General features: G+C 69.8%; 33 protein-coding genes. 5 read left to right on the top strand and 28 right to left on the bottom strand.

The features are described 5' to 3' along the window. Nucleotides 1–5 precede the first annotated feature (5 nt). Nucleotides 6–1,265 (bottom strand): IS110 family RNA-guided transposase, encoded by a 1,260-nt coding sequence (locus tag ACZ43H_RS23860; protein ID WP_464583928.1) that lies wholly within the window; start codon nucleotides 1,263–1,265, stop codon nucleotides 6–8. A 275-nt stretch (nucleotides 1,266–1,540) separates the two neighbouring features. Here ACZ43H_RS23860 and ACZ43H_RS23855 point away from each other — a divergent pair, with 275 nt between their 5' ends. Together ACZ43H_RS23855 and ACZ43H_RS23850 are read left to right on the top strand one after the other, a co-directional pair. Further along, a complete protein-coding gene (locus tag ACZ43H_RS23855; RefSeq protein ID WP_379184532.1) occupies nucleotides 1,541–1,744 on the top strand; it encodes a ferredoxin in 204 nt (67 codons plus the stop codon). 49 nt (nucleotides 1,745–1,793) lie between these two features. Next, nucleotides 1,794–2,738 (top strand): phosphatase PAP2 family protein, encoded by a 945-nt coding sequence (locus tag ACZ43H_RS23850; RefSeq protein WP_464586947.1) that lies wholly within the window; start codon nucleotides 1,794–1,796, stop codon nucleotides 2,736–2,738. 58 nt (nucleotides 2,739–2,796) lie between these two features. Here the strand turns inward: ACZ43H_RS23850 and mgrA are convergent, their stop codons facing one another. From mgrA to ACZ43H_RS23830, 4 genes are read right to left on the bottom strand one after another with little or no spacing between them, the layout of a single operon-like run. Continuing rightward, nucleotides 2,797–3,840, bottom strand: a complete 1,044-nt coding sequence (mgrA, locus tag ACZ43H_RS23845; protein ID WP_464586945.1) for an L-glyceraldehyde 3-phosphate reductase — start codon at nucleotides 3,838–3,840, stop codon at nucleotides 2,797–2,799. A 44-nt stretch (nucleotides 3,841–3,884) separates the two neighbouring features. Continuing rightward, nucleotides 3,885–4,289 (bottom strand): arsenate reductase ArsC, encoded by a 405-nt coding sequence (locus ACZ43H_RS23840; protein ID WP_464586943.1) that lies wholly within the window; start codon nucleotides 4,287–4,289, stop codon nucleotides 3,885–3,887. Continuing rightward, complete coding sequence (locus ACZ43H_RS23835) at nucleotides 4,289–4,957, bottom strand: aquaporin (protein ID WP_464586941.1); 669 nt, start codon at nucleotides 4,955–4,957, stop codon at nucleotides 4,289–4,291. The genes ACZ43H_RS23840 and ACZ43H_RS23835 overlap by 1 nt, the downstream gene beginning before the upstream one ends. Further along, nucleotides 4,954–5,313, bottom strand: coding sequence for an ArsR/SmtB family transcription factor (locus tag ACZ43H_RS23830; protein WP_464586939.1), 360 nt, complete (start codon nucleotides 5,311–5,313; stop codon nucleotides 4,954–4,956). Before ACZ43H_RS23830 ends, ACZ43H_RS23835 begins: the two co-directional genes overlap by 4 nt. Before the next feature lie 77 nt (nucleotides 5,314–5,390). Here ACZ43H_RS23830 and ACZ43H_RS23825 point away from each other — a divergent pair, with 77 nt between their 5' ends. Next, nucleotides 5,391–5,849, top strand: a complete 459-nt coding sequence (locus ACZ43H_RS23825; RefSeq protein ID WP_464586937.1) for an ArsI/CadI family heavy metal resistance metalloenzyme — start codon at nucleotides 5,391–5,393, stop codon at nucleotides 5,847–5,849. A 34-nt stretch (nucleotides 5,850–5,883) separates the two neighbouring features. Here ACZ43H_RS23825 and ACZ43H_RS23820 read toward each other — a convergent pair whose 3' ends face one another. Beyond that, nucleotides 5,884–6,483 carry a class I SAM-dependent methyltransferase gene (locus ACZ43H_RS23820; RefSeq protein WP_464586935.1) on the bottom strand — a complete coding sequence of 200 codons (600 nt, stop codon included), beginning with the start codon at nucleotides 6,481–6,483 and terminating at the stop codon, nucleotides 5,884–5,886. Further along, the gene (gene truA, locus ACZ43H_RS23815) at nucleotides 6,476–7,309 is read right to left on the bottom strand and encodes a tRNA pseudouridine(38-40) synthase TruA (protein ID WP_464586933.1); all 834 of its coding nucleotides are present in this window, start codon (nucleotides 7,307–7,309) and stop codon (nucleotides 6,476–6,478) included. The genes ACZ43H_RS23820 and truA overlap by 8 nt, the downstream gene beginning before the upstream one ends. Nucleotides 7,310–7,379: 70 nt before the next feature. On the opposite strand from truA, the gene ACZ43H_RS23810 reads away from it, so the two are divergent. Beyond that, nucleotides 7,380–9,053: an NAD(P)/FAD-dependent oxidoreductase gene (locus tag ACZ43H_RS23810; RefSeq protein ID WP_464586931.1), complete on the top strand. Its 1,674-nt coding sequence runs from the start codon at nucleotides 7,380–7,382 to the stop codon at nucleotides 9,051–9,053. Nucleotides 9,054–9,056: 3 nt separating this feature from the next. Here ACZ43H_RS23810 and ACZ43H_RS23805 read toward each other — a convergent pair whose 3' ends face one another. Continuing rightward, nucleotides 9,057–9,977: a carbohydrate kinase family protein gene (locus tag ACZ43H_RS23805; protein WP_464586929.1), complete on the bottom strand. Its 921-nt coding sequence runs from the start codon at nucleotides 9,975–9,977 to the stop codon at nucleotides 9,057–9,059. A 55-nt stretch (nucleotides 9,978–10,032) separates the two neighbouring features. On the opposite strand from ACZ43H_RS23805, the gene ACZ43H_RS23800 reads away from it, so the two are divergent. After that, nucleotides 10,033–10,398 carry a GntR family transcriptional regulator gene (locus ACZ43H_RS23800; protein WP_464586928.1) on the top strand — a complete coding sequence of 122 codons (366 nt, stop codon included), beginning with the start codon at nucleotides 10,033–10,035 and terminating at the stop codon, nucleotides 10,396–10,398. A gap of 9 nt (nucleotides 10,399–10,407) precedes the next feature. On the opposite strand, the gene ACZ43H_RS23795 is transcribed toward ACZ43H_RS23800, so the two are convergent. The 20 genes from ACZ43H_RS23795 to ACZ43H_RS23700 all read right to left on the bottom strand — a co-directional run bounded on the left by ACZ43H_RS23795 (nucleotide 10,408) and on the right by ACZ43H_RS23700 (nucleotide 23,565). After that, nucleotides 10,408–10,983 (bottom strand): hypothetical protein, encoded by a 576-nt coding sequence (locus tag ACZ43H_RS23795; protein ID WP_464586926.1) that lies wholly within the window; start codon nucleotides 10,981–10,983, stop codon nucleotides 10,408–10,410. Nucleotides 10,984–11,161: 178 nt separating this feature from the next. Then, on the bottom strand, nucleotides 11,162–11,719 hold the full coding sequence (rplQ, locus tag ACZ43H_RS23790) for a 50S ribosomal protein L17 (protein ID WP_464586924.1): 558 nt from the start codon (nucleotides 11,717–11,719) through the stop codon (nucleotides 11,162–11,164). Nucleotides 11,720–11,828: 109 nt separating this feature from the next. Next, the gene (locus ACZ43H_RS23785; RefSeq protein WP_344146433.1) at nucleotides 11,829–12,845 is read right to left on the bottom strand and encodes a DNA-directed RNA polymerase subunit alpha; all 1,017 of its coding nucleotides are present in this window, start codon (nucleotides 12,843–12,845) and stop codon (nucleotides 11,829–11,831) included. Between the two features lie 115 nt (nucleotides 12,846–12,960). After that, nucleotides 12,961–13,569: a 30S ribosomal protein S4 gene (gene rpsD, locus ACZ43H_RS23780; protein ID WP_379184560.1), complete on the bottom strand. Its 609-nt coding sequence runs from the start codon at nucleotides 13,567–13,569 to the stop codon at nucleotides 12,961–12,963. 30 nt (nucleotides 13,570–13,599) lie between these two features. Beyond that, complete coding sequence (gene rpsK, locus ACZ43H_RS23775; protein ID WP_090849777.1) at nucleotides 13,600–14,007, bottom strand: 30S ribosomal protein S11; 408 nt, start codon at nucleotides 14,005–14,007, stop codon at nucleotides 13,600–13,602. Between the two features lie 67 nt (nucleotides 14,008–14,074). After that, a complete protein-coding gene (rpsM, locus tag ACZ43H_RS23770) occupies nucleotides 14,075–14,449 on the bottom strand; it encodes a 30S ribosomal protein S13 (protein ID WP_344146445.1) in 375 nt (124 codons plus the stop codon). 161 nt (nucleotides 14,450–14,610) lie between these two features. Further along, a complete protein-coding gene (gene rpmJ / locus ACZ43H_RS23765) occupies nucleotides 14,611–14,724 on the bottom strand; it encodes a 50S ribosomal protein L36 (protein ID WP_011757308.1) in 114 nt (37 codons plus the stop codon). A gap of 45 nt (nucleotides 14,725–14,769) precedes the next feature. Continuing rightward, the gene (gene infA, locus ACZ43H_RS23760; protein WP_011757309.1) at nucleotides 14,770–14,991 is read right to left on the bottom strand and encodes a translation initiation factor IF-1; all 222 of its coding nucleotides are present in this window, start codon (nucleotides 14,989–14,991) and stop codon (nucleotides 14,770–14,772) included. Nucleotides 14,992–15,287: 296 nt separating this feature from the next. Continuing rightward, nucleotides 15,288–16,334, bottom strand: coding sequence for an LLM class flavin-dependent oxidoreductase (locus ACZ43H_RS23755; protein WP_464586920.1), 1,047 nt, complete (start codon nucleotides 16,332–16,334; stop codon nucleotides 15,288–15,290). Between the two features lie 37 nt (nucleotides 16,335–16,371). After that, a complete protein-coding gene (locus ACZ43H_RS23750; protein ID WP_464586918.1) occupies nucleotides 16,372–17,436 on the bottom strand; it encodes a TerC family protein in 1,065 nt (354 codons plus the stop codon). A gap of 247 nt (nucleotides 17,437–17,683) precedes the next feature. Further along, nucleotides 17,684–18,502, bottom strand: a complete 819-nt coding sequence (map, locus tag ACZ43H_RS23745) for a type I methionyl aminopeptidase (RefSeq protein ID WP_464586917.1) — start codon at nucleotides 18,500–18,502, stop codon at nucleotides 17,684–17,686. 107 nt (nucleotides 18,503–18,609) lie between these two features. Then, nucleotides 18,610–19,185 (bottom strand): adenylate kinase, encoded by a 576-nt coding sequence (locus ACZ43H_RS23740; RefSeq protein ID WP_464586915.1) that lies wholly within the window; start codon nucleotides 19,183–19,185, stop codon nucleotides 18,610–18,612. After that, entirely contained in the window at nucleotides 19,186–20,481 is a 1,296-nt protein-coding gene (gene secY, locus ACZ43H_RS23735) for a preprotein translocase subunit SecY (RefSeq protein WP_464586914.1), read from the bottom strand. It lies immediately after the preceding gene. 164 nt (nucleotides 20,482–20,645) lie between these two features. Next, a complete protein-coding gene (gene rplO, locus ACZ43H_RS23730) occupies nucleotides 20,646–21,086 on the bottom strand; it encodes a 50S ribosomal protein L15 (protein ID WP_464586912.1) in 441 nt (146 codons plus the stop codon). Nucleotide 21,087: 1 nt separating this feature from the next. Next, on the bottom strand, nucleotides 21,088–21,270 hold the full coding sequence (gene rpmD / locus ACZ43H_RS23725; RefSeq protein ID WP_165228353.1) for a 50S ribosomal protein L30: 183 nt from the start codon (nucleotides 21,268–21,270) through the stop codon (nucleotides 21,088–21,090). Next, nucleotides 21,270–21,890 (bottom strand): 30S ribosomal protein S5, encoded by a 621-nt coding sequence (gene rpsE / locus ACZ43H_RS23720; RefSeq protein WP_379184575.1) that lies wholly within the window; start codon nucleotides 21,888–21,890, stop codon nucleotides 21,270–21,272. The genes rpmD and rpsE overlap by 1 nt, the downstream gene beginning before the upstream one ends. Before the next feature lie 37 nt (nucleotides 21,891–21,927). Further along, on the bottom strand, nucleotides 21,928–22,311 hold the full coding sequence (gene rplR / locus ACZ43H_RS23715) for a 50S ribosomal protein L18 (RefSeq protein ID WP_379184577.1): 384 nt from the start codon (nucleotides 22,309–22,311) through the stop codon (nucleotides 21,928–21,930). Between the two features lie 2 nt (nucleotides 22,312–22,313). Further along, complete coding sequence (rplF, locus tag ACZ43H_RS23710; RefSeq protein ID WP_464586909.1) at nucleotides 22,314–22,856, bottom strand: 50S ribosomal protein L6; 543 nt, start codon at nucleotides 22,854–22,856, stop codon at nucleotides 22,314–22,316. Between the two features lie 30 nt (nucleotides 22,857–22,886). Then, nucleotides 22,887–23,294: a 30S ribosomal protein S8 gene (gene rpsH / locus ACZ43H_RS23705; RefSeq protein WP_464586907.1), complete on the bottom strand. Its 408-nt coding sequence runs from the start codon at nucleotides 23,292–23,294 to the stop codon at nucleotides 22,887–22,889. Between the two features lie 85 nt (nucleotides 23,295–23,379). Then, nucleotides 23,380–23,565, bottom strand: a complete 186-nt coding sequence (locus tag ACZ43H_RS23700; RefSeq protein ID WP_011757321.1) for a type Z 30S ribosomal protein S14 — start codon at nucleotides 23,563–23,565, stop codon at nucleotides 23,380–23,382. Between the last annotated feature and the right edge of the window lies 1 nt (nucleotide 23,566).

Below are 23,566 nucleotides of genomic sequence, written 5' to 3'. Positions count from 1 at the left end.
CAACGTCAGGCCGCTTCGACACCGCTGAGCAGTGCCTGGAGGGCGCCGTGCTGGTGGGGGTCGTAGGCGGTCTGGTTCTGCCAGCATCGCCAGATCACGCCGAGCCAGGCGCGGGCCAGGATGCGGGTGGCGTGGGGGTGGTCCTTGCCGCGGGCGAGGGCGTCGTTGTAGATCTTCGCGGCCCAGGGGTTGGCTCGGCGGGAGTCGCCGGCGAAGTCGCAGACGGCGTCGCGGAGCTCTTTGTTGACCGCCCATCGGTAGGTGACGGCTTTGTGCTTGCCGGATTGGCGGGTCGAGGGCGCGACGCCGGCCAGGCAGGCCAGGGACGCGGCGTCGGGAAACCGGCCGCGGACGTCGCCGATCTCGGCGAGCAGCCGGGCAGCGCGCACGGTGCCGCCGCGGGGCAGGGACTGGAAGATGTGGGCGTCGGCGTGCAGGGCGAGCTGTTCGGCGATCTGGGCCTCGAGGGTCGCGATCTGTTCGACGAGCTCGGTCAGGACGCTCAGCATGGCGCGGGTGACATGGGCGCGGGCGGCGCCGTCGGGACCGACCGGTCCACGCGGCGCAGTCTGCAGGTGGGCGTAGAGGTCGGCGGGGTTCTTGCGGCCGCTGTAGCCGACGCTGCTCAGCCAGGCCGCCAGCCGCTTCACGCTGAGCCAGTCGGCGCGTTCCTGGGAGTCGAAGCGGGCCAGGAACCGCAGGCTGATCTGGGAGTCCAGGTCCTTGAAGAGACCCACAGCGCCGGGGAACGCGGCCTGCAGGTGGGCGCGCAGCTGGTTGCACAGCGCGACGCGGTGCTTGACCAGTTCGCGGCGGGCCCGGACGGTGGCGCGCAGGGTCTTGGTGGCTTCGCTGTCGTGGGTCAGCGGCCGCAGCCGGGTGCGGTCGGTGCGCAGGGTGTCGGCCAGGACGTAGGCGTCGAACCGGTCGTCCTTGTTGCCGGCCGAGCCGTAACGGCTGCGCAGATTCTTGAGCCGGTTGGGACTGATCACGACCACGGTCAGGTCGGCGTGGAGCAGAGCATCGACGACGGGGCCATCGCCGCGTTCGATGGCGACCTCGCCGACGCCGTGGTTGATCAGGAACTTCACCAACGTGCGAAGTCCGGCCGCGGTGTGGTCGACAGTCCTGCGGGCGACTTCGCGGCCGCGGTGATCGACCACGCTGACGGCGTGGTCCTCGCTGGCCCAGTCCACACCGCCGGTGACACCGTTGATGGGCTGGTCGGGCAGTTTGCTCTCCGGGGTGGTGCTGGCAGACTTCATGTCAGCCTCCTCGCTGCTAGACCCAGTGGGGAGGCACCCTCGTCTTGGTGCCGGGACGCATCTGTCTGTCAGCTCACTGATCGGCGCTCCCAGCCAGCCATCCGGTCGGCCTTGGCGCACAGCCCTGTCGACGATCACGGCGTCCCGGGTGACCGCCGGGCCCTGCAGAACTCATCGTGGACATCAAGGGGTCGAGCGAGCAGGGCAGTGACCCGACGGCACCTGGGGTGCATCAGCGGCCCGTCCAGGACCGCCGACACGAGGAAGGTAGTCCAGTGAGCCGGCTGCACGTGGACTGGACCAGGTGCGACGGGCACGGCGCCTGTGCCGAGCTGGTGCCCGAGCTGCTGGTCAGCGACGAGTGGGGCTTCCCGCTCAGCCGCACCGGTGAGCGGGATCCGCAGGTCCCGGCCGCTCTCGAGGAACACGCGGAGCACGCGGTCCGCAGCTGTCCGCTGATGGCCCTGCGACGCGTGTGATCAATTCGGATGACGTGACTCCGCGACCTCGTTTCCTAGGATCGGGGTCATGCAGACGGAGCCCGACCACCTTGCGGGCGCGGAGCTCGTCGATCGGACCCCGGTCACGAGGCCGTGGGCACGCACCGGCGCGATGCTGGTCTACGCCCTGGCCTTCATCGCCTGGTCGGAGCTCCTGGGCATCCCCAAGGGCACCATCCCGGTGTTCCTCTGGCTCTGGCTGGGCACCATCGCCTGGCACGTGGAGGCGCACCCGCGCTACCACCTGAACTTCCTGCTGGACTGGTGGCCACCCCTGGTCGGCCTGATGCTCTACTTCTACAGCCGCGGGCTCACCGACGACCTCGGGTTCGCGCCACACTTCTCGATGCCGGTCTCCGTCGACACCTGGCTGGGCCGCGGGGAGACGCCGACCCAGCGGCTCCAGGACGCCTGGTGCGGCGACCCGTGCCTGCCCGGCTCGCCACCGCGGTGGTACGACGTCGCCTTCACCACCGTCTACACCTCGCACTTCCTGGCGGGACTGACGATCGCCGCGGTGCTGTGGGTCCGCAACCGGGTCGAGTGGGTCCGCTGGATGCGGCGCTACGTGACGATCAACTTCGCCGCCCTGGTGGTCTACATCCTCTACCCGATGGCCCCGCCGTGGCTGGCCGCCGACGAGGGCTACCTGCCCTCCCACGTGGAGCGGATCACCGGGCGCGGCTGGGCGGACCTGGGCATCGACCACGTCGGCGTGGCCCTTCAGGGAGTCGGCAACCCGGTGGCCGCGATGCCGTCGCTGCACGCCGGCATGACCTTCCTGATCTCGCTCTACGCCGTGCAGCGGCTGCGCTCGCGCTGGCGCTGGCTGCTGCTGGCCTACCCGGTCGCGATGTCCACCGCGCTCGTCTACTACGGCGAGCACTACGTCGTCGACGTCCTCGCCGGCGGGCTGCTCGCCGTGCTCGTGCTGGTCGGCTGCAAGCTGTGGGAGGACGGCCGCGGGGACTGACCCGGGTCGTGGGCCCGCGACGCGCCGCGGCGCGTCGTCGGGCACACGAACCGCAGGCTCAGTGCTCGGTCGACCTGGCCCAGAGGTTGATGCCGGCGTCGACCGCGCTCTGGTCGATCTGCGCCAGCTCCTCCTCGCTCAGCGCAGGGAAGGCCAGCGCATCGAGGTTCGTGTCGAGCTGCTCGACCGAGCTGGCGCCGATCACTGCGGAGGTCACCCGGCGGTCGCGCAGCGCCCACTGGAGCGCCAGCTGGGCCAGCTTCTGGCCGCGGGCCGACGCGATCTCGTTGAGCCGGCGGACGTGCCCGAGCACCTTCTCGTCGAGGTGCTCACCGGGGATCGTGGAGTCGCTGCGCGCGGCCCGCGAGTCCTGCGGCACCCCGTCGAGGTAGCGGTCGGTCAGCAGCCCCTGGGCCAGCGCGGTGAACACGATGCAGCCCATGCCCTGCTGCTCGAGCTCGTCGAGCAGGCCCTCCTCGATCCAGCGGTTGAGCATGGAGTACGACGGCTGGTGGATCAGCAGGGGCGTGCCGAGCTCGCGGGCGATGGTCGCGGCCTCGCGGGTCTTCTCCGGGGAGTAGGACGAGATGCCGGCGTACAGCGCCTTGCCCTGACGCACGGCGTGGTCGAGCGCCGTCATCGTCTCCTCGACCGGCGTCTCGGGGTCGAAGCGGTGGCTGTAGAAGATGTCGACGTAGTCCAGCCCCATCCGGGTCAGCGACTGGTCGAGCGAGGCGAGGACGTACTTGCGGGAGCCACCGCCCTGGCCGTAGGGGCCGGGCCACATGTCGTAGCCGGCCTTGGTGGAGATGACCAGCTCGTCGCGGTAGGGCGCGAGGTCGTCCTTGAGGTAGCGCCCGAAGTTCTCCTCGGCCCGGCCGTACGGCGGGCCGTAGTTGTTGGCGAGGTCGAAGTGGGTGACGCCACGGTCGAAGGCACGACGGAGGATGGCGCGCTGGGTCTCCTCCGGCCGGTCGTCACCGAAGTTCTGCCACAGCCCGAGAGAGAGCGCGGGGAGCTTCAGGCCACTGCGGCCGGTGAAGCGGTACTCCATGCCGGTCGCGTCGGTGTCGTAGCGGTTCTCGGCTGCTTCGTAGGTCATGGGTCCATCCTGCCCGGACCGGGCGGCGGGCGAACCCCGGCCTCTCAGCCGCCGAGCAGCTCCGTGACCAGGGTCTCGACCCGGGCGCGGACCTGGTCGCGGATCGGACGCACCGCCTCGATCCCCTGCCCGGCGGGGTCGTCCAGCGGCCAGTCCTCGTACCGCTTGCCCGGGAAGATCGGGCACGCGTCACCGCAACCCATGGTGACCACGACGTCGGACTCCCGCACGGCCTCGGTGGTGAGCACCTGGGGGGTGGCGGCGGTGATGTCGATGCCCTCCTCGGCCATCGCCTCGACCGCGACGGGGTTGACCCGCTCGGCAGGCACCGAGCCCGCCGAGAGGACCTGGATCCGGTCGCCGGCGAGGTGCTGCAGGTAACCGGCGGCCATCTGGGAGCGGCCGGCGTTGTGGACGCAGACGAACAGGACGGTGGGCCGATCGCTCATCACGACACCCTCTCGGGTCGGGGGAAGACCAGGTGGACGAGGCCGAGGGCGAGCGCGCCACCGACCAGCTGCATCAGCACGAACATCGGCACCGATGAGGGGGCGATCCCGGCGAAGGTGTCGGAGAGCATCCGGGCGAACGTCACCGCGGGGTTGGCGAAGCTGGTGGAGCTGGTGAACCAGTACGCCGCCGTGATGTAGCCGCCGACGGCGTACGCGATCGTCTCGACCCGGCCGGTGCGGATGCTGCCGAAGATGACCGTCACCAGTCCGAGCGTCGCCACCACCTCACCGAGCCACAGGTCCCCGCCGGTGCGTTCGTGGCCGGAGACCGAGACGGCGTCGAGGCCGAACATCAGGTTCGCGACCACGGCGCCGACGACCCCACCCACGAGCTGGGCAGGCACGAGGAGGAGCACGTCGCGCGTGGTGACGATGCCGAGCGCACGCTCGACGAGCGTGACCACCGGGTTGAAGGCGGCCGAGACCGGCTGGAGGGCCAGGATCAGCGCCACCAGGGCCGCGCCGGTGACCAGGCTGTTCTCGAGCAGCTGCAGCCCGACGTCGTCCGGGGACAGCCGCGACGCGGCGATTCCCGAGCCGATGACGGCGCCCACGAGGAAGGCGGTGCCGACGAGCTCGGCGGCCGCCCGGCGCGCGAGGGTCACCGCGCGACGCCGCCGAGCAGGGCGCCGACGCTGTGCAGCGCGCCCTCGGCCACTCGGTAGTAGACCCACACACCGCGCTTCTCGCGGTCGAGCAGCCCCACCTCGTGCAGCACCTTGAGGTGGTGGCTGATCGTGGGCTGGGAGAGGTCGAACGCGTCCTGCAGGTCGCAGACGCAGGCCTCACCGCCGGCGTGCGACGCGACGAGGGAGAGCAGCCGCAGCCGCACGGGGTCGGCCAGGGCCTTGAGGAGCGGCGAGATCGCCTCGGCCTGCTCCTGGCTCAGCGGCTCGCGCTCGAGGGGCGAGCAGCACGCGGCGGTCTGGACCGGGGTGAGCTCGATGAGGGACTTCGACACACGTCGATATTGACAGAGGTCTATGTCCGTTGCAAGATCGGACATAGACAATCATCGATATCTACTGAGGAGCGCCCATGTCCCGGATCCAGCTGGCCCTCAACGTCGACGACCTCGACGCCTCGATCGCCTTCTACAGCTCGCTCTTCGGCGTCGAGCCGGCCAAGACCAGGCCCGGCTACGCCAACTTCGCGGTCACCGAGCCGCCCCTGAAGCTCGTGCTCATCGAGAACCCGGGTCAGGGCGGCTCGGTCAACCACCTCGGCGTCGAGGTGGGCGACGTGGACACCGTCGACGCCGAGCAGGTCCGGCTCGCCGCGACCGGGCTCGCCTCGGTCGACGAGCGCGGCACCACCTGCTGCTACGCCAAGCAGGACAAGTTCTGGGTCCAGGGAGCGCCGAACGGCGAGCGGTGGGAGATCTACACCGTCCTCGAGGACGCCGACACCTTCGGCGAGGTCCCGGAGGGGTCGACCTGCGGCTGCTGCGGCACGTCGACCTGCGAGCTCGTGCCGTCCGCGACCGCGTGCTGCTGAGCGGCGTACGCCTGGTCCGCCACGACCGTCCGACCTAGCCCGGCCGGCGGCTCTCCAGCACGCGGAACCCCTTCGCGCTGGCGAGCCGCTCGGTCGGGTAGCCCTGCTCCCCCAGCCAGCGCTGGAGGGTGTCGGCTCCCAGGTTCTTGCCGACCACCATCACGGCCCGGCCGCCGGGCACCAGCCGGGGCAGCCAGGTGAGCAGGAGGTCGTGCAGGGCCTCCTTGCCGATCCGGATCGGGGGGTTCGACCAGATCTCGTCGTACGACGCGTCCGCGGCCACCCCGTCCGGCGTGGTGGCGGTGTAGCGGTCGGTCACCCCCAGCGCGGCGGCGTTCTCCCGGGCCAGCAGCACCGCGCGCTCGTTGACGTCGACCGCGGTGACCACGGCCTCCGGCACGACCGCCGCGACCGCCAGGCCGATGACGCCGTAGCCGCAGCCGAGGTCGAGCACCCGTCCTCCGGCCGGGGGCTCGGTCTCGCGGAACAGCACGGCCGTGCCGATGTCGAGGCGGCCCTGCGCGAAGACTCCGGAGCCGCTGGTCAGCTCGAGCTCGTGGCCCCACACGTCGGCGTGCACGGGCGCGCGCTTGAAGGGCACCGACGGGTCGGCGCTGAAGTAGTGCTCATCCATCGCTGCTCCTCCTGGCCCGCGTCTGCTCGGCCCTGCGGGCGAGCTCGTCGTCGGCGGGATACCCGACCTCCTCGAGCGTGAGCCCGTGCGCGTGGGCGACCGTCACAGCAGGGTCGCGGACGCGGGCCCGCAGCACCTCGGCAGCCCACGGCACCGGGCGCCGGCCCTCACCGATCGCGAGCAGGCACCCCACCAGGGCGCGCACCATGCTGTGGCAGAACGCGTCGGCCCGGACCGTCGCGACCGCGACGCCCTCCGCGTCACGCTCCCACGCGAGGTCGAGCAGCGTGCGGATCGTGGTCGCCCCCTCACGTCGCTTGCAGAAGGAGGCGAAGTCGTGCTGCCCCAGCAGCAGCCCCGAGGCCTCGTTGAGGGCGTCGAGGTCGAGCGGGCGCGACCACGCCAGCACGTGCCGTCGTGTGAGCGGGTCGACCGACTCCGGCAGGTCCGCCACCCGGTAGGCGTAGCGGCGCCACAGCGCGGAGAACCGGGCGTCGAACCCGTCCGCTGCCTCGGCAACGCGGCGGACCCGCACGTCGGCCGGGAGGATGCCGTTGAGCCGACGCAGCAGGGCTTCGTCGGCCGGGGCGTCGGAGCGTCCGGCCGACGCGGCGAGGACGTCCGGCTCGACGTCGAGGTGGGTGACCTGCCCGCGGGCGTGCACCCCGGTGTCCGTGCGCCCGGCGCACACCACGGCCACGTCGGGAACCCGCAGCGCCGTGGCCAGCGCGGCCTCGAGCTCGCCCTGGACGGTGCGCAACCGGGGCTGGGTCGCCCAGCCGTGGAAGTCGGTGCCGTCGTAGGCGAGGTCGATCCGGATCCGCACGCACCGCATCCTGCCACCGGCCGATCGGGCGACCGGGCACCGGTGCGGCGACCTCGCCTACGATCGCCCTGTGAGTGACCGGCCACGCCAGCCCGCCGTCCTCCTGGTCTCGGAGGAGAACGCCGACCACCTGCTCGACGAGTTCGGGCGATACTCCCGCGACTACGACCTGCACGCGGTGACCAGCGCGACCGCCGCCGAGGAGCTCGCCCGTCGCCTGCGCGACGAGGGACGACCGGTGGCGCTGTTCGTCGCCGAGTCGGTGCTCCCGGACGCCTCGGTCCTCGAGGCGTTCGGGCGGTGGCGGACGGTCGTCCCCACCGCCCGCCGGATGGTCGCGGCGCACTGGTCGCGCTTCCTCGCCGACGCCCCGGGGCTGCGCGAGGGCCTGGCCAAGGGCAAGTACGACGCCTACCTGCTGATGCCGCGCGGGCCGCGCGACGAGGAGTTTCACACCGCGGTCACCGAGCTGCTGTCGGACTGGGGCTCGACGGTCGCCGCACCGGAGGTCGACAGCGTGCGCATCGTGTCCCCCACGTCGGACGCCCTGACCCTGTCGATCCGCGACTTCCTGGACCGGATGGGGATGCCCAACCGGGTCTACGCCCCGGACAGCGACACCGGCCGCGAGATCCTCGCCGACGTGGACGGCGAGCCGTCGTACCCGCTCGTGCAGGCCCTGGACAAGCCACCGATCTCCCCGCGCAGCGTGCGGGACGTCGCGGTCACCGTCTACGGCCGTCCGGAGGACATCGACGTCGACACCGTCGTCGACCTCGCGATCGTCGGCGCCGGCCCGGCCGGGCTCGCGGCGGCGGTCTACGGCGCCTCCGAGGGGCTCTCCACCGTCGTGATCGAGGCGGAGGCGGTCGGTGGCCAGGCCGGGACCAGCTCGATGATCCGCAACTACCTCGGCTTCCCGCGCGGCATCTCCGGGATGCGGCTCGCGCAGCGCGCCCGCAACCAGGCGATCCGCTTCGGCACCCGCTTCTTCACCGGCTGGGAGGTCACCGCCCTCGAGCCCGGCAGCGACGGCGCCCCGCACCTGCTGCGCACCGACGGCGGCGACGTGCGCGCCCGGGCCGTGGTGGTCGCGGCCGGCGTCTCCTACCGCAAGCTGCGCGCACCCGGCATCGACGACCTCACCGGCCTCGGCGTCTTCTACGGCAGCGCGATGACCGCGGCCCGCGAGATGGAGGGGTACGACGTCGTGGTCGTCGGCGGCGGGAACTCGGCCGGCCAGGCGGCGATCCACCTCGCCCGGTTCGCGGCGTCGGTCACGATCCTCGTCCGCCGTTCCGGGCTCGAGGAGACGATGTCGAGCTACCTGGTCAACGAGATCCGCTACAACTCGCGGATCACCGTGCAGCCGTGCTCGGAGGTCGTGGGAGCCGGCGGTCAGGGGAGGCTGGACTGGCTCGACGTCCGCGACACCACCACCGGGGCGGTGGCCAGGCGGGAGGCGCGCGGGCTCTTCCTGCTGCTCGGGGCCGAGCCCCGCTGCGGGTGGCTGCCCGACTCGGTCGCACGCGACGAGAAGGGGTTCGTGCTCACCGGTCGCGACGTCCCCAGGGCCCACTGGGTCGACGGGCTGCCCCCGGACAACCTCGCCACCACCGTGCCGGGGGTCTTCGTGGTCGGCGACCTGCGCTCCGGCTCGATGAAGCGCGTGGCCGCGGCCAGCGGCGAGGGGGCGTCGGTCGTCCCGCTCGTGCACGCGTGGCTCGCCCCCGAGACGACCTGAGGGCTACGGCAGCCCGGGGAGCTCGTGGCGGTACGGCGGGTCCGCGCCCGGGCGCGACACGGTCACCGCGGCCGCGTGCGCGGCGTGGCGCAGGAGCCGCTCGATCTCCTCGCGTCCCAGCACGGCCAGCGACTCCCGCTGCTCGGCGCCCAGCCGTCCGGCTTCCCAGAGCGCGTCCAGCAAGGCAGCGCCGAACGTGTCACCGGCCCCGATCGTGTCGGCCACCTCCACCTCACGGGAGGCCACCTCGACGACGTCGTCGGCCCCGACCCAGGTCGCACCCTCACCGCCCCGCGTCACCACGACCACCGACGGTCCCAGCGAGAGCAGCCGCCGAGCGGCCTTGACCAGGTCCAACTGCGGGTAGAGCGCCTCGAGGTCCTCGTCGGACGCCTTGACCAGGTCCGCGATCCCCGTCATCCGCTCCACCCGGTCCACCAGGTCGGGCCCCGTCCCGGTGATCGCCGGGCGCGCGTTGACGTCGTAGCTGATGGTCGCCACCGCACGCAGCCGGTCGAGGAGCGTGAACACGTCGTCGGCCCCCGGGGTGAGGACCGCGCCCAGCGAGCAGGTGTGCACGACCAGCGGCTCCGAGTCGTCGGTGACCGGGTTCAGGCGCCACTCGAGGTCGAACTCGTAGTCCGCGGCGCCGTCCACCCCGATGGTGGCCTCGGCCGTCGACGTGCGCTCCACCGCTCCCGGGTCGGAGGCCAGCCGCACGCCCGCGTCCTCCAGGTGCGCGGCGATGAGTCGACCGTGGTCGTCGTCGGCGAAGCTGGTCGCGAACCGCACCGGTCGGCCCAGCCTCGCGAGGGCGACGGCCACGTTGGCCGCGCTCCCCCCGGCGTACTCCTTGATGTCCCCGTCCGCCGCGTTCACGATGTCGACCAACGACTCGCCCACCACCAGCACGTCACGCTCCATGGGAGGACTCTGTCGCATCGCCGAGATGGTGTGAACAGCGGCTAGGGTCCGTCTCATGGACGTGCACCCGATCGACCCCTCGTCGGGCACGCCGCCCTACGAGCAGCTGCGCACCCAGCTCGCGAGCCGGGTCGCCTCGGGCGAGCTCGGCCCGGGGACCAGGCTCCCCACCGTGCGCGCCCTCGCGGCCGAGCTGCACCTCGCGGCGAACACGGTCGCGCGGGTCTACCGCGAGCTGGAGGGCGACGGCGTGGTCGTCACCGAGGGCCGGCGCGGCACGTTCGTCGCCTCCTCGCCCGCGGCCGGCTCGGGTGCGGCTGCCGACGCCGCCGCGACGTACGTCGCCGCCGCCCGTCGGCTCGGGCTCACCCGCGCCGAGGCCACGAACCTGGTCGACCGGGCCTGGGCCGTCCAGCCCTGATCCTCACGGTCAGCCGACGACCCGCTCCGCCAGGGCGCAGAAGTCGAAGTTCGGCTGGTACGACGGGAAGTGCCCGCTCATCCGCAGGATCCGCGATCGGATGACGTCACCACCGGGCTTGGAGTCGCCGAGCGTGTCGAACCGGGACTTCTCGACCAGACGGCCGTGGTCGGACAGCACCACGCCGCCCTTGCTCCCACGCACGGTGAAGGGGCGACCGGTGGTCACCGAGACGAAGTCCCAGATGTCGCCCCGCACGTGGGTGGCGCTGATCTCGCGGTAGTGGGCGGCACCGGTCACGGTCGCGGTGCGGCCGCTGTCCGGGTTGGTCCAGGTCTCCCGGAACCGGTAGCGGTTGTCGTCGAGGAAGGCCTGCCCGTGCGAGCCGGGGACGTTGTAGATGACCTCGTAGCCGCGCACCCTGCCCTCGACGTGGAAGGTGAAGTCGCACTCGTCGTCGTCGAAGGAGTAGGGGTTGTCGTAGTGGTCCTTGGAGTAGATGTCGCCGCGATGGCTTGCCTGCGCGGGCGCGAACGGGACGAGCACCAGAGTCAGCAGCAGGAGCGTGAGCAGTCGACGGACCATGACAGGCCTCCTGGGTCGGGACGGCCCGGAGACGCCCCCCGGGCGCTCCCTCCTGCCTATCGCGCGGGTCGCTGTCCCCGCATCCCTCAGCGAGGCGATTCCCGCCGGCCCGGGGTACGGCAAAGGCCCGCCACCCTCGCGGGTGACGGGCCTTCGCTCTGCTCGGCAGGGCCTGTGGTCAGGCCTTGTCCTCGGTCTCCTCGGCGGGAGCCTCGTCCGTGGCCTCGGCCTCGGTGGTGGTCTCCTCGACCGGGGTCTCCTCGGCCTGGGTCTCCTCGGCCGGAACCTCGGTGGTGTCCTCGGCCGGGGCCTCCTCGACCGGAGCGGCCTTCGGCGACTCGGTCGTCTTGGCCTTGGCGGTGGCCGGCTTCGGCGCGTAGGCCTCGGTCACCAGCTCGATGACGGCCATGGGGGCGTTGTCACCCTTGCGCGGGCCGATCTTCGTGATCCGGGTGTAGCCGCCCGGACGCTCCGCGAAGGTCGGGGCGATCTCGGTGAACAGCACGTGCACGACACCCTTGTCGCGGATGGTCTTGAGGACCTCGCGACGGTTGTGCAGGTCGCCCTTCTTGGCCTTGGTGATCAGCTTCTCCGCGACCGGGCGCAGCACGCGCGCCTTGGCCTCGGTGGTGGTGATCCGGCCGTGCTCGAACAGGGCGGTGGCCAGGTTCGAGACGATCAGCTTCTGGTGGGCCGGGCTGCCGCCGAGGCGGGCGCCCTTCTTGGGAGTGGGCATTGCGTCTCTCTTTTCTCTCCGGCCGTGTCAGGTACCGGGGTAGACGACCGGCGGGCGCCGGTCGGTTTGGGTGGACGGGGCGGCCGTCACCGACCGCCCCGCACCGGGATCAGTACTGCTCGTCCTCCACGAACGCGTCGTCGTCGTCGTCGCCGTACGCCGCCAGGGCAGCGTGCGGGTCGAAGCCGGGCGCGCTGTCCTTGAGGGACAGGCCCATCTCGACCAGCTTGGCCTTGACCTCGTCGATCGACTTGGCGCCGAAGTTGCGGATGTCGAGCAGGTCCTGCTCCGAGCGGCTGATGAGCTCACCCACGGTGTGGATGCCCTCGCGCTTGAGGCAGTTGTAGGACCGGACGGTCAGCTGCAGGTCCTCGACCGGGAGGGCCAGGTCGGCAGCCAGCTGCTCGTCGACGGGCGACGGGCCGATGTCGATGCCCTCGGCCTCGACGTTCAGCTCGCGCGCGAGGCCGAACAGCTCGACCAGGGTCTTGCCGGCCGAGGCGATCGCGTCACGGGGACGGATCGACGGCTTGGTCTCGACGTCGATGACCAGCTTGTCGAAGTCGGTGCGCTGCTCGACTCGGGTGGCCTCGACCTTGTAGGTGACCTTGAGGACGGGGCTGTAGATTGAGTCGACCGGCATCCGGCCGATCTCGTTGTCGGCGCCCTTGTTCTGGACCGCGGAGACGTAGCCGCGACCACGCTCGACGACCAGCTCCATCTCCAGCTTGCCCTTGTCGGACAGGGTGGCGATCTTCAGGTCGGGGTTGTGCACCTCGACACCGGCCGGCGGCGCGATGTCGGCGGCGGTGACGTCACCGGCACCCGACTTGCGGAGGTACATCGTCACGGGCTCGTCGTGCTCGGAGGAGACGACGAGGCCCTTGAGGTTGAGGATGATCTCGGTGACGTCCTCCTTGACGCCCTCGATGGTCGAGAACTCGTGGAGGACGGTGTCGACCTTGATGCTCGTGACCGAGGCCCCGGGGATCGAGGAGAGCAGGGTGCGACGCAGCGAGTTGCCGAGCGTGTAACCGAAGCCGGGCTCGAGAGGCTCGATGACGAACCGCGAGCGGAACTCGTCGACGGTCTCTTCCGACAGGGTGGGGCGCTGTGCGATGAGCACTATTTCTTTCCTTTCCGGGCCCACCCGCTATTTGACGGGCCCGAACTGCGTGGTTGAAAAGGAAGTGGATGACCGCGCCGGCGCCCGAGAGGGTGAGACCGGCGCGGTCCCCCGGTTACTTCTTCGAGTAGTACTCGACGATCAGCTGCTCCTGGACCGGGATGTCGATCTGGGCCCGGATCGGGAGCTGGTGCACCAGGATGCGCATGCGCGACGGGATTGCCTCGAGCCATGCGGGGACGACGCGCTCGCCGTGGGTCTCGCGAGCCACGATGAACGGCGTCATCTCCAGCGACTTCTCCCGGACGTCGATCACGTCGTGGGCGGTGACCTGGAAGGACGGGATGTCGACCTTCTTGCCGTTCACCTTGAAGTGGCCGTGGACGACGAGCTGACGGGCGTGGCGACGCGTGCGGGCGAAGCCGGCGCGGTAGACCACGTTGTCCAGGCGGCACTCGAGCAGCTGCAGCAGGTTGTCACCGGTCTTGCCGGGGCGACGCGACGCCTCGACGTAGTAGCGGTGGAACTGCTTCTCGAGGATGCCGTAGGAGATGCGCGCCTTCTGCTTCTCACGAAGCTGGAGGAGGTACTCGCTCTCCTTGATGCGGCCGCGGCCGTGCTGGCCGGGCGGGTAGGGACGACGCTCGAACGCCGAGTCGCCGCCCACGAGGTCGACGCCGAGACGGCGCGACTTCTTGGTCATGGGGCCGGTGTAGCGGGCCATATCTCAAAGTCTCCTGTTCGGTTCGGGCGATCAGACGCGGCGACGCTTGGGCGGCCGGCATCCGTTGTGGGGCGTGGGGGTGACGTCCTGGATGGTGCCGACCTCGAGGCCGATCGCACCCAGCGAACGGATCGCCGTCTCGCGGCCCGAACCCGGACCCTTGACGAAGACGTCGATCTTCTTCATCCCGTGCTCCATCGCCCGGCGTCCGGCAGCCTCGGCGGCCATCTGCGCGGCGAACGGGGTGGACTTGCGCGAGCCCTTGAAGCCGACGGTGCCGGCAGAGGCCCACGAGATCACGGCACCGGTGGGGTCGGTGATCGTGACGATGGTGTTGTTGAACGTGCTCTTGATGTGAGCCTCGCCCTGGGCGACGTTCTTCTTCTCCTTGCGGCGCACCTTCTTGGCGCCAGCCGCTGTGCGGCTCTTGGGAGGCATGCAGTATCTCCTGAAGTAGCTGGTCTAAAGAGTTCGAGAGGTCAGTGGCTCGCCGTGCGGCGAGACGTCACTTGGCCTTCTTCTTGCCGGCAACCGTGCGCTTGGGGCCCTTGCGGGTACGCGCGTTGGTCTTGGTGCGCTGGCCGCGGACCGGGAGGCCCATGCGGTGGCGGCGACCCTGGTAGCTGCCGATCTCGATCTTGCGGCGGATGTCGGCCTGGACCTCACGACGGAGGTCACCCTCGATCTTGAAGTTGGCTTCGATCGCGTCGCGGAGCTTGACCAGCTCTTCGTCACCCAGCTGGTGGACGCGGAGGTCGGGGCTGACCCCGGTGGTCTCCAGCAGCTGCTGGGCGCGGGTACGGCCGATGCCGTAGATGTAGGTGAGTGCGACCTCGATGCGCTTGTCGCGCGGCAGGTCGACACCAACGAGGCGTGCCATGTGGTGGCGGTTTCCCTTCGGATGTCACAGAGGTGTCTGGTCGTGTCGCGTCCCACTCCTCGTCGGGTGGGCTCCGGCCTCTGCTCCGGAGGTGGTTCGGCTCGTCAGGTGACGGGCCAAGCGATCACGTTGGGGTGTTCAGTTGTGCTGCGGGACTGGGATCAGCCCTGGCGCTGCTTGTGGCGCGGGTTCTCGCAGATCACCATGACGCGGCCGTGGCGACGGATCACCTTGCACTTGTCACAGATCGGCTTGACACTCGGCTTGACCTTCACGAGGAGGTCCTTTCTGCGCTTCTGCTCGAAGCGTTCGGCTGGCTGCTACTTGTAGCGGTAGACGATCCGACCTCGCGTGAGGTCGTACGGCGAGAGCTCCACCACCACGCGGTCCTCGGGGAGGATCCGGATGTAGTGCTGACGCATCTTGCCGCTGATGTGGGCGAGAACCTTGTGCCCGTTGCTCAGCTCGACGCGGAACATGGCATTCGGCAGGGCCTCCACGACGGTGCCCTCGATCTCGATCACGCCTTCTTTCTTCGGCATGTCCTCCACAATCTGTTGGTCGTTCCACCCCGGTGAGGGGCGGCGGTCTACCGTTGCTGCACTGCTCCCGGATCGGCCGGGGACAGGTGGCCCGGGAACCTCCCGCCACGGGTGGCGGGTGGACCTCGTGCAGCCGCTGCGTGGACCTCATTTCCCGGGCACGTCCGAGGCTCCGGAGAGCAACTGACGATGGTCCGGGCAGCCGCGAGGCACCACGAAACAGACCCACGTTGGGCCGACACGCCAGTTTAGTGGGAAACGCTCCGGAAACACGAATCGTGCTAGGAGACGTCCCCTCAGGGCGCGAGCAGCCGCAGCGTCTCCTGCCGGGCCGGCGCCTGCCCCGGCTCGGTGCCGACGTACGCCCCGGCGACCGGGTGCACCATCACCTCGTCGACGTCGTACGTCGCGGCGAGCTCGGCGATCCGGGTGCGCGCTTCCGCGGCGGACCCGATCACCCAGCGCGACCGCATCGCGTCCACGATGTCGCGGTGCGCGTCGGGCAGCTCGACCTTCTCGGCCTCCTCCACCAGCCGCTGGGCCGCGAGCGGCTGGCCGGTGCGCAGCGCGACCATGGCCAGGAGCTGCGGGAGGGCGAGCCGCTCGGCCTCCTCGGTGGTGGGCGCGACCGCTGCGTTGACGGTGAGGAAGGTGCGCGGCTCCGCGAGGTCGGGCGAGGGGCGGAACGAGGAGCGGTAGAGCGCGAGCGCCTCCGCTGTCCCCTGCCCCGAGAAGTGGTGCGCGAAGACGTAGGGCAGGCCCTTCTCGGCGGCCAGTCGAGCGGAGTAGTCGGACGAGCCCAGCAGCCAGAGGTCCGGCACGGAGGTGGCGACCGGGGTCGCCCGCAGCGGGTAGCTGCGCCCCCGGATGCCCACCGACACCCCGTCGGCGCCCATCATGGCCACGAGGTCCTCGACGTAGTCGGGGAAGCGGGAGACCGCGTCGTCGTCGACCCCGCCGGCCCCGTGCCGCAGCGCGTAGCTCGTGACCGGGTCGCTGCCCGGGGCGCGCCCGATGCCGAGGTCGATCCGGCCGGGGAACGCCGCCTCGAGGAGCGAGAACTGCTCGGCCACCACCAGCGGTGCGTGGTTGGGGAGCATCACTCCCCCGGACCCGACCCGGATCCTCCGGGTGGCGCCGGCCAGCAGCGCGATCAGCACCGGGGGGTTGGTCGCGGCCACCGCCGGCATGTTGTGGTGCTCGGCCACCCAGTAGCGGCGGTAGCCGAGCTCGTCGGCCGTCCGGGCCAGGTCGAGCGTCGCCGCCACGGCGTCGGCCGAGGCCTGGTCGCTGCGGACCGGGACGAGGTCGAGGACGGACAGGGTCGGGTATCGCAGGCTCACCCCATGACAACCCCGGACCCGGGGGCCGCTATTCCGGTCAGGCGTCCTCGGACTCGCCGAGCGAGATCGTCCGCTTCTCGATCTCGGCCTGGGACATGTTCCGCGACACCGCCAGGCTCACGACCGCGGTGACCGCGAGGGTGCCGACGATGATGACCAGCGAGAGCCAGATCGGGATGTCGGGCGCCCACTCGATGTGCTCCCCGCCGTTGATGAACGGGAGCTCGTTCTCGTGCATGGCGTGCAGCACCAGCTTCACGCCGATGAAGCCGAGCAGGACGGCCAGGCCGTAGGAGAGGTAGATGAGCCGCTGGAGCAGCCCGCCGATCAGGAAGTACAGCTGGCGCAGGCCCATGAGCGCGAACACGTTGGCCGTGAACACGATGTAGGGGTCGGAGGTGAGGCCGTAGATCGCGGGGATCGAGTCGAGGGCGAACAGCAGGTCGGTGGTCCCCAGGGTGAGCACGACCAGGAACATCGGCGTGATCAGGCGCTTGCCGTTCTCCACGCTGAACAGCTTCGTGCCGTTCCACTCGCTGGTGGCCGGCAGATGCTTCTCGGCGAACCGCACCAGGCGGTTCTCCTCGTACTCCTCCTGGTCGTCGTCGTTCGCGCCCTCCTTGGCCAGCTTGACCGCCGTCCAGAGCAGGAACGCGCCGAAGACGTAGAAGATCCAGCTGAACTGGTTGATGGCCGCGGCGCCCACGACGATGAACAGGCCACGCATGACCAGGGCCAGCACGATGCCGATCATCAGGGCGGTCTGCTGGTACTGCCGGGGCACCGAGAAGTTCGCCATGATGATGATGAAGATGAACAGGTTGTCGATCGACAGCGAGTACTCGGTCAACCAGCCGGCGAAGAACTCAGGGCCGGGGTTGGGCGAGAGCGCGTGCGGCTCGGCGAAGAACCACAGGCCGAGGCCGAAGAGAACGGCCAGCCCGACGAAGAAGGCCAGGTGGCGACTCACCTCGCCCATCGACGGCTCGTGCGGTCGCCGGGCGATCACGACCAGGTCGACGAAGAGCGCCCCGACCGTGACGACGAGGGTGATGCCCCACACGAGCGGGGAGGCGACCGAGTCACCGAGGATGGAATTCAACGGACGAACCTTCTTCCGGAGCTGTCGGCAGCGTCGGCGCAGGTGCTGCGCCGACGGGTCTCTTCTCCGGAGGTCTCTTCCGCTCGGCTGGCCGAGCCGGTGGCACCGGGTCCGGGCTGGGCCCGGGCCGTACTGACGACACCACCGTGACGGGAATACTCCCCTCCTGGGAGCCTCAGTCTCCCACGGCGCGGGCGCCGTCGTCGAACCGGCGCCTCAGGGACCCCCTTCGAGACGCCTCGGCTCCTCAGGAACCCCCGTAGGGGACGCCCAGCCTTGCCAGGGCGGCCTCGCCGCCGTCGAGGGCGGTCAGCACCCACGCCCCGCGCGGGGTGAGCGTGAAGGTGTGCTCGAAGTGGGCGGCCCAGGAGCCGTCGCCGGTGATGACGGTCCAGTCGTCGTCCAGCACGACGGTGTCCTTGCCGCCGAGGGTGATCATCGGCTCCACCGCGAGCGCCAGCCCCTCGACGAGCTTCGGCCCACGGCCGGGACGGCCGAAGTTCGGCACGTTGGGCGGCTGGTGCATGGCCGAGCCGATGCCGTGCCCGACGTAATCCTCGAGGATGCCGTAGGCGCCCTGTCCCCGCACGTGGCTCTCCACCGCGTGCGAGATGTCGGTGACCCGCCCACCGAGCCGGGCCGCGGCGATCCCCCGCCACATGGCCTCCTCGGTGACCCGCATCAGCTCGGTCACCTCGTCCGGCACCGCGCCGACCGCGACCGTGATCGCCGCGTCGCCGTGCCAGCCGTCGACGATGGCGCCGCAGTCGATGGAGATGAGGTCGCCCTCGGCGAGCACCCGCTCCCCCGGGATGCCGTGGACCACCTCGTCGTTCACCGAGGCGCAGATCGACCCGGGGAAGCCGTGGTAGCCCTTGAAGGACGGGGTGGCGCCGGAGGACCGGATGTTGTCCTCGGCGATCGCGTCGAGCTCACCGGTGCTGATGCCGGCGCGCACCGAGGAGCGCAACAGCTCGAGGGTCTCCCCCACGACCAGGCCGGCCTTGCGCATGCCGGCGATCTGGTCGGGGGTCTTGATCTCGATGCCGCGGTCGCGGAAACCCATCTGCTTCGTCCCTCACTCTCGAGGTCTCGACACGCCGGTCGCGACTTCGTTCCTCAGTCGCGCGGCTCGCTCGACCACCATCAGCGGATCCGCTGGCGCGTCTCCGCTCAGCTCTGGGTGACGACGTCCAGCGCGTCGAAGATGCGCTGGGTGACCTCGGCGACCTCGCCCATGCCGTCGACCTCGATCAGGATCCCGCGATCGCGGTAGACACCGATCAGGGGCTCGGTCTGCTCGGCGTAGATCTCCTGGCGACGGCGGATGACGTCCTCGGTGTCGTCCGCACGGCCCTCGACCTGCGCCCGCTGCAGCAGCCGCCCGACGATCTCGTCGGCGTCGACGGTCAGCACGACGACCGCGTCGAGGGAGTGACCGGTGAACTTGATCATCCCGTCGAGCTCCTCGACCTGGGCCAGCGTGCGCGGGTACCCGTCGAGGAGGAAGCCGGGCTCGGCGTCCTGCTGGTCGATCCGGTTGCGGACCATCAGGTTGGTGACCTCGTCGGGGACGTAGTCACCCGCGTCCATGTACCGCTTGGCCTCGATGCCCAAGGGGGTGCCCTCGGACACGTTGGCGCGGAAGATGTCGCCGGTCGAGATCGCCGGGATCCCGAAGTGCTCGGCGACGAACTTCGCCTGGGTCCCCTTGCCCGCCCCCGGGGGGCCCATCATGATCAGCCTCATTTACCGCAGGAACCCTTCGTAGTTGCGCTGCTGGAGCTGGCTCTCGATCTGCTTCACCGTGTCCAGCGCGACGCCCACCATGATGAGGATCGACGTGCCGCCGAACGGGAAGTTCTGGTTCGCGTTGATGAAGACGAACGCGATCAGCGGGATCAGGGCGATCAGGCCCAGGTAGAGCGCACCCGGCGCGGTGATGCGGGACAGGACGTAGGACAGGTAGTCCTCGGTCGGCTTGCCCGCCCGGATCCCGGGGATGAAGCCGCCGTACTTCTTCATGTTGTCCGCGACCTCCTGGGGGTTGAAGGTGATCGAGACGTAGAAGTAGGTGAAGAAGACGATCAGGAGGAAGAACGTGATCATGTACAGCGGGTGGCTGCCGCGGACCAGGTAGTCGTTGATCCACTGGACCCACTTGGAGTCGCTGTTCTGGTTGAACTGCGCGGCCATGGCCGGCAGGTAGAGCAGCGACGAGGCGAAGATGACCGGGATGACACCGGCCTGGTTCACCTTGAGCGGGATGTAGGTCGAGCTGCCGCCGAACATCTTGCGGCCCACCATCCGGCGGGCGTACTGCACCGGGATCCGCCGCTGGGCCTGCTCGATGAAGATGACCGCGGCGATCACGAGGAGTCCGATGAGGACCACGATCGCGAAGACCCACCAGCCCTTCTCCTTCTGGACCGCCCACAGGGAGGTCGGGAAGCCGGAGACGACCTGCGTGAAGATCAGCAGCGACATGCCGTTGCCGATGCCGCGGTCGGTGATCAGCTCACCGAGCCACATGATCACCGCGGTGCCGGCCGTCATCGTGACGACCATGACCAGGAAGGTGGCGGTGCCCTCGCTGTGCAGCAGCGGCTTGGTGCAGCCCTGCAGCAGGTTGCCGGAGCGGGCCAGGGCCACGATGCCGGTCGCCTGCAGGAGCGCGAGGCCCAGCGTCAGGTAGCGGGTGTACTGGGTGATCTTGGTCTGCCCCGACTGCCCCTCCTTCTTCAGCGCCTCGAGCCGCGGGATGACCACGACGAGCAGCTGCAGGATGATGCTGGCGGTGATGTAGGGCATGATCCCCAGCGCGAAGATCGTCAGCTGGAGCAGCGCACCACCCGAGAACAGGTTGATGAGGCTGTAGACGCCGGAGTTGCCGACGTCGTTGACACACGCCTGCACGTTCGCGACGTTCACACCGGGGGTCGGGATCTGGGATCCGAGCCGGAAGATCGTGATGATCAGCAGGACGAACAGCAGCTTGCGCCGCAGGTCCGGAGTCCGGAAAGCGTTCGCGAACGCGCCTAGCACAGGATCCTCTTTCTCCGAGCGGGGTGCGGTCCTCGCACGACACCCGCAAGGACCCGGGGAAGCCTAACAGGCGACCCACAGGTCCCTAGTTGTGCGTCGGGGCGCGGCCGGTTCCGAACCTCTCGGAACCTTCCGCGCCCCAGCGCTTGAGTCATGTTCAGCCGTCAGACGACGGTGGTCGTGCCGCCTGCGGCCTCGATCTTCGTCACGGCCGACGCGGAGAACGCGTTGGCGCTCACCTGGACGGCCACGGACAGGTCACCCTGGCCGAGGACCTTGACCGGCGCGCTGTCGCGGACAGCGCCCTTGGCCACCAGGTCGTCGATCGTCACGGCGCCACCCTCGGGGAAGAGCTCGTTGATGCGGTCGAGGTTGACGACCTGGAACTCCACCTTGAAGGGGTTCTTGAAGCCCTTGAGCTTCGGCAGCCGCATGTGGATCGGCATCTGGCCACCCTCGAAGGCGACCGGGACCTGGTAGCGAGCCTTGGTGCCCTTGGTACCACGGCCCGCCGTCTTGCCCTTGGAGCCCTCACCGCGACCCACGCGGGTCTTGGCGGTCTTGGCCCCGGGAGCCGGACGCAGGTGGTGCAGCTTGAGCGTCATGTCAGTCGACCTCCTCGACCGTCACCAGGTGACGGACGGTGTGGACCATGCCGCGGATCTCCGGCCGGTCCTCCTTGACGACCACGTCGCCGATCCGCTTGAGACCGAGCGTGCGCAGGGTCTCGCGCTGGTTGGCCTTGCAGCCGATCGTGGACTTCTTCTGCTGGACCTTCAGCTGTGCCATCAGGAGGACACCTCCTGGGAGACCCCGGCCGGGATCTCGACACGAGCCTTGAGGAGAGCCGCCGGGGCGACGTCCTCGACCGGCAGACCACGGCGCGCGGCCACGGCCTCCGGCTGCTCCAGCATCTTCAGCGCCTCGACGGTCGCGTGGACGATGTTGATCTGGTTGGACGACCCGAGCGACTTGCTCAGGATGTCGTGGATGCCGGCGCACTCGAGCACCGCACGCACCGGGCCACCGGCGATCACACCGGTACCGGGAGCGGCCGGACGCAGCATGACGACACCGGCCGCCTTCTCGCCCTGGACCGGGTGCGGGATGGTGCCCTGGATGCGGGGGACGCGGAAGAAAGCCTTCTTCGCCTCCTCGACACCCTTGGCGATCGCGGCCGGAACTTCCTTCGCCTTGCCGTAGCCGACGCCGACCAGACCCTCGCCGTCACCGACGATCACGAGGGCGGTGAAGCTGAAGCGACGACCACCCTTCACGACCTTGGCGACACGGTTGATCGCAACGACGCGCTCGATGTAGGCGGTCTTGTCAGCAGCCTGGCCGCCGCGACGGTCGTCGCGATTGCCACGGCGCTCGCCACCGCGCTGTCCGCGCTGGGCTCCGCTCATGAGACTTTTCCTCTTCTCTCTCTTGCTTGTCTTGCGATCAGAACGTCAGGCCGCCCTCGCGGGCGCCGTCGGCCAGGGCCGCGATGCGACCGTGGTACTTGTTGCCCGCGCGGTCGAAGACGACGCCCTCGATGCCGGCGGCCTTCGCACGCTCGGCAACCAGCTCGCCGACCTTCTTGGCCTTGGCGGTCTTGTCGCCGTCGAAGGCACGCAGGTCCTTCTCGGTCGTCGAGGCGAACGCGATCGTCTTGCCGACGAGGTCGTCGACGATCTGCGCGGTCATGTGCTTCGAGGAGCGCGTGACCACCAGACGAGGACGCTCGGCGGTGCCGGCGATCTTCTTGCGGCCCCGCACCTGGCGGCGCAGGCGCGACTTGACGCGGCCCGCGGTGTGCTTGTTGTCCTTGAGTGAGATCGCCATGGTCACTTACCAGCCTTTCCGACCTTGCGGCGGATGTGCTCACCCGCGTAGCGAACGCCCTTGCCCTTGTAGGGCTCGGGCTTGCGCAGCTTGCGGATGTTGGCGGCAACCTCGCCGACCAGCTGCTTGTCGATGCCCTGGACACCGAGCTTGGTGGGGCCGTCGACGGTGAACGTGATGCCCTCGGGGGCGTTGAACGTGATCGGGTGCGAGTACCCGAGCTGGAACTCCAGCTGGGTCGGGCCCTTGGACAGGACTCGGTAACCGACACCGACGATCTCGAGCTTCTTCTCGTAGCCCTCGGTGACACCCACGACCATGTTGCTGATCAGGGTGCGGGTGAGCCCGTGCAGCGAGCGGCTCTCGCGCTCGTCGTTCGGGCGCTTCACCTCCAGCACACCGTCCTCGCCCTTCTCCACCGTGATCGGCGAGGCGACCGAGTGCGACAGGGTGCCCTTGGGGCCCTTGACCGTCACCAGTGCCTGGTCGATCGCGACGTCGACACCCGACGGGACCGCGATGGGCAGCTTGCCAATGCGCGACATGCTTCTACTCTCCTTCGCGAATTCTCGTCGTCACCAGACGTAGGCGAGGACTTCCCCACCCACGCCCTTCTGGTTGGCCTGGCGGTCGGTCAGCAGGCCCTGGCTCGTCGAGATGATCGCGACGCCCAGGCCGCCGAGCACCTTCGGGAGACCCGTGTGCTTGGCGTAGACCCGCAGGCCCGGCTTGCTGATCCGGCGGACGCCCGCGATGGAGCGCTCCCGGTTGCGGCCGTACTTCAGCGTGATCGTCAGCGTCTTGCCGACCTCACCCTCGGCCGGGTCCTTCACGTCGAAGGAGGTGATGTAACCCTCCTGCTGGAGGATCTCCGCGACGCCCTGCTTCAGCTTGCTGTACGGCATGGAAACCGCGTCGTGGTACGCCTGGTTGGCGTTGCGCAGACGAGTGAGCATGTCTGCGATCGGGTCAGTCATCGTCATGGCCGCGAGGCCCTTTCTCCACCGTGGTTTCGCACCTGCATCTCAGGTGCGACCTGCAGCGATCGTTGGTTGGAAAAGTTCTGGATCACCAAGAGGACTTGGTCACGCCGGGCAGCTCGCCGCGGTGCGCCATCTCCCGAAGGCAGATGCGGCACAGGCCGAACTTGCGGTAGACGGCCTTGGGCCGGCCGCAGCGCTGGCAGCGGGTGTAGCCGCGGACAGCGAACTTCGGCTTGCGAGCGGCCTTGACCTTCAGAGCGGTCTTCGCCATG

Source organism: Nocardioides sp. DN36, from assembly GCF_055380375.1.
This window is presented reverse-complemented; position numbering and strand designations above follow the sequence as displayed.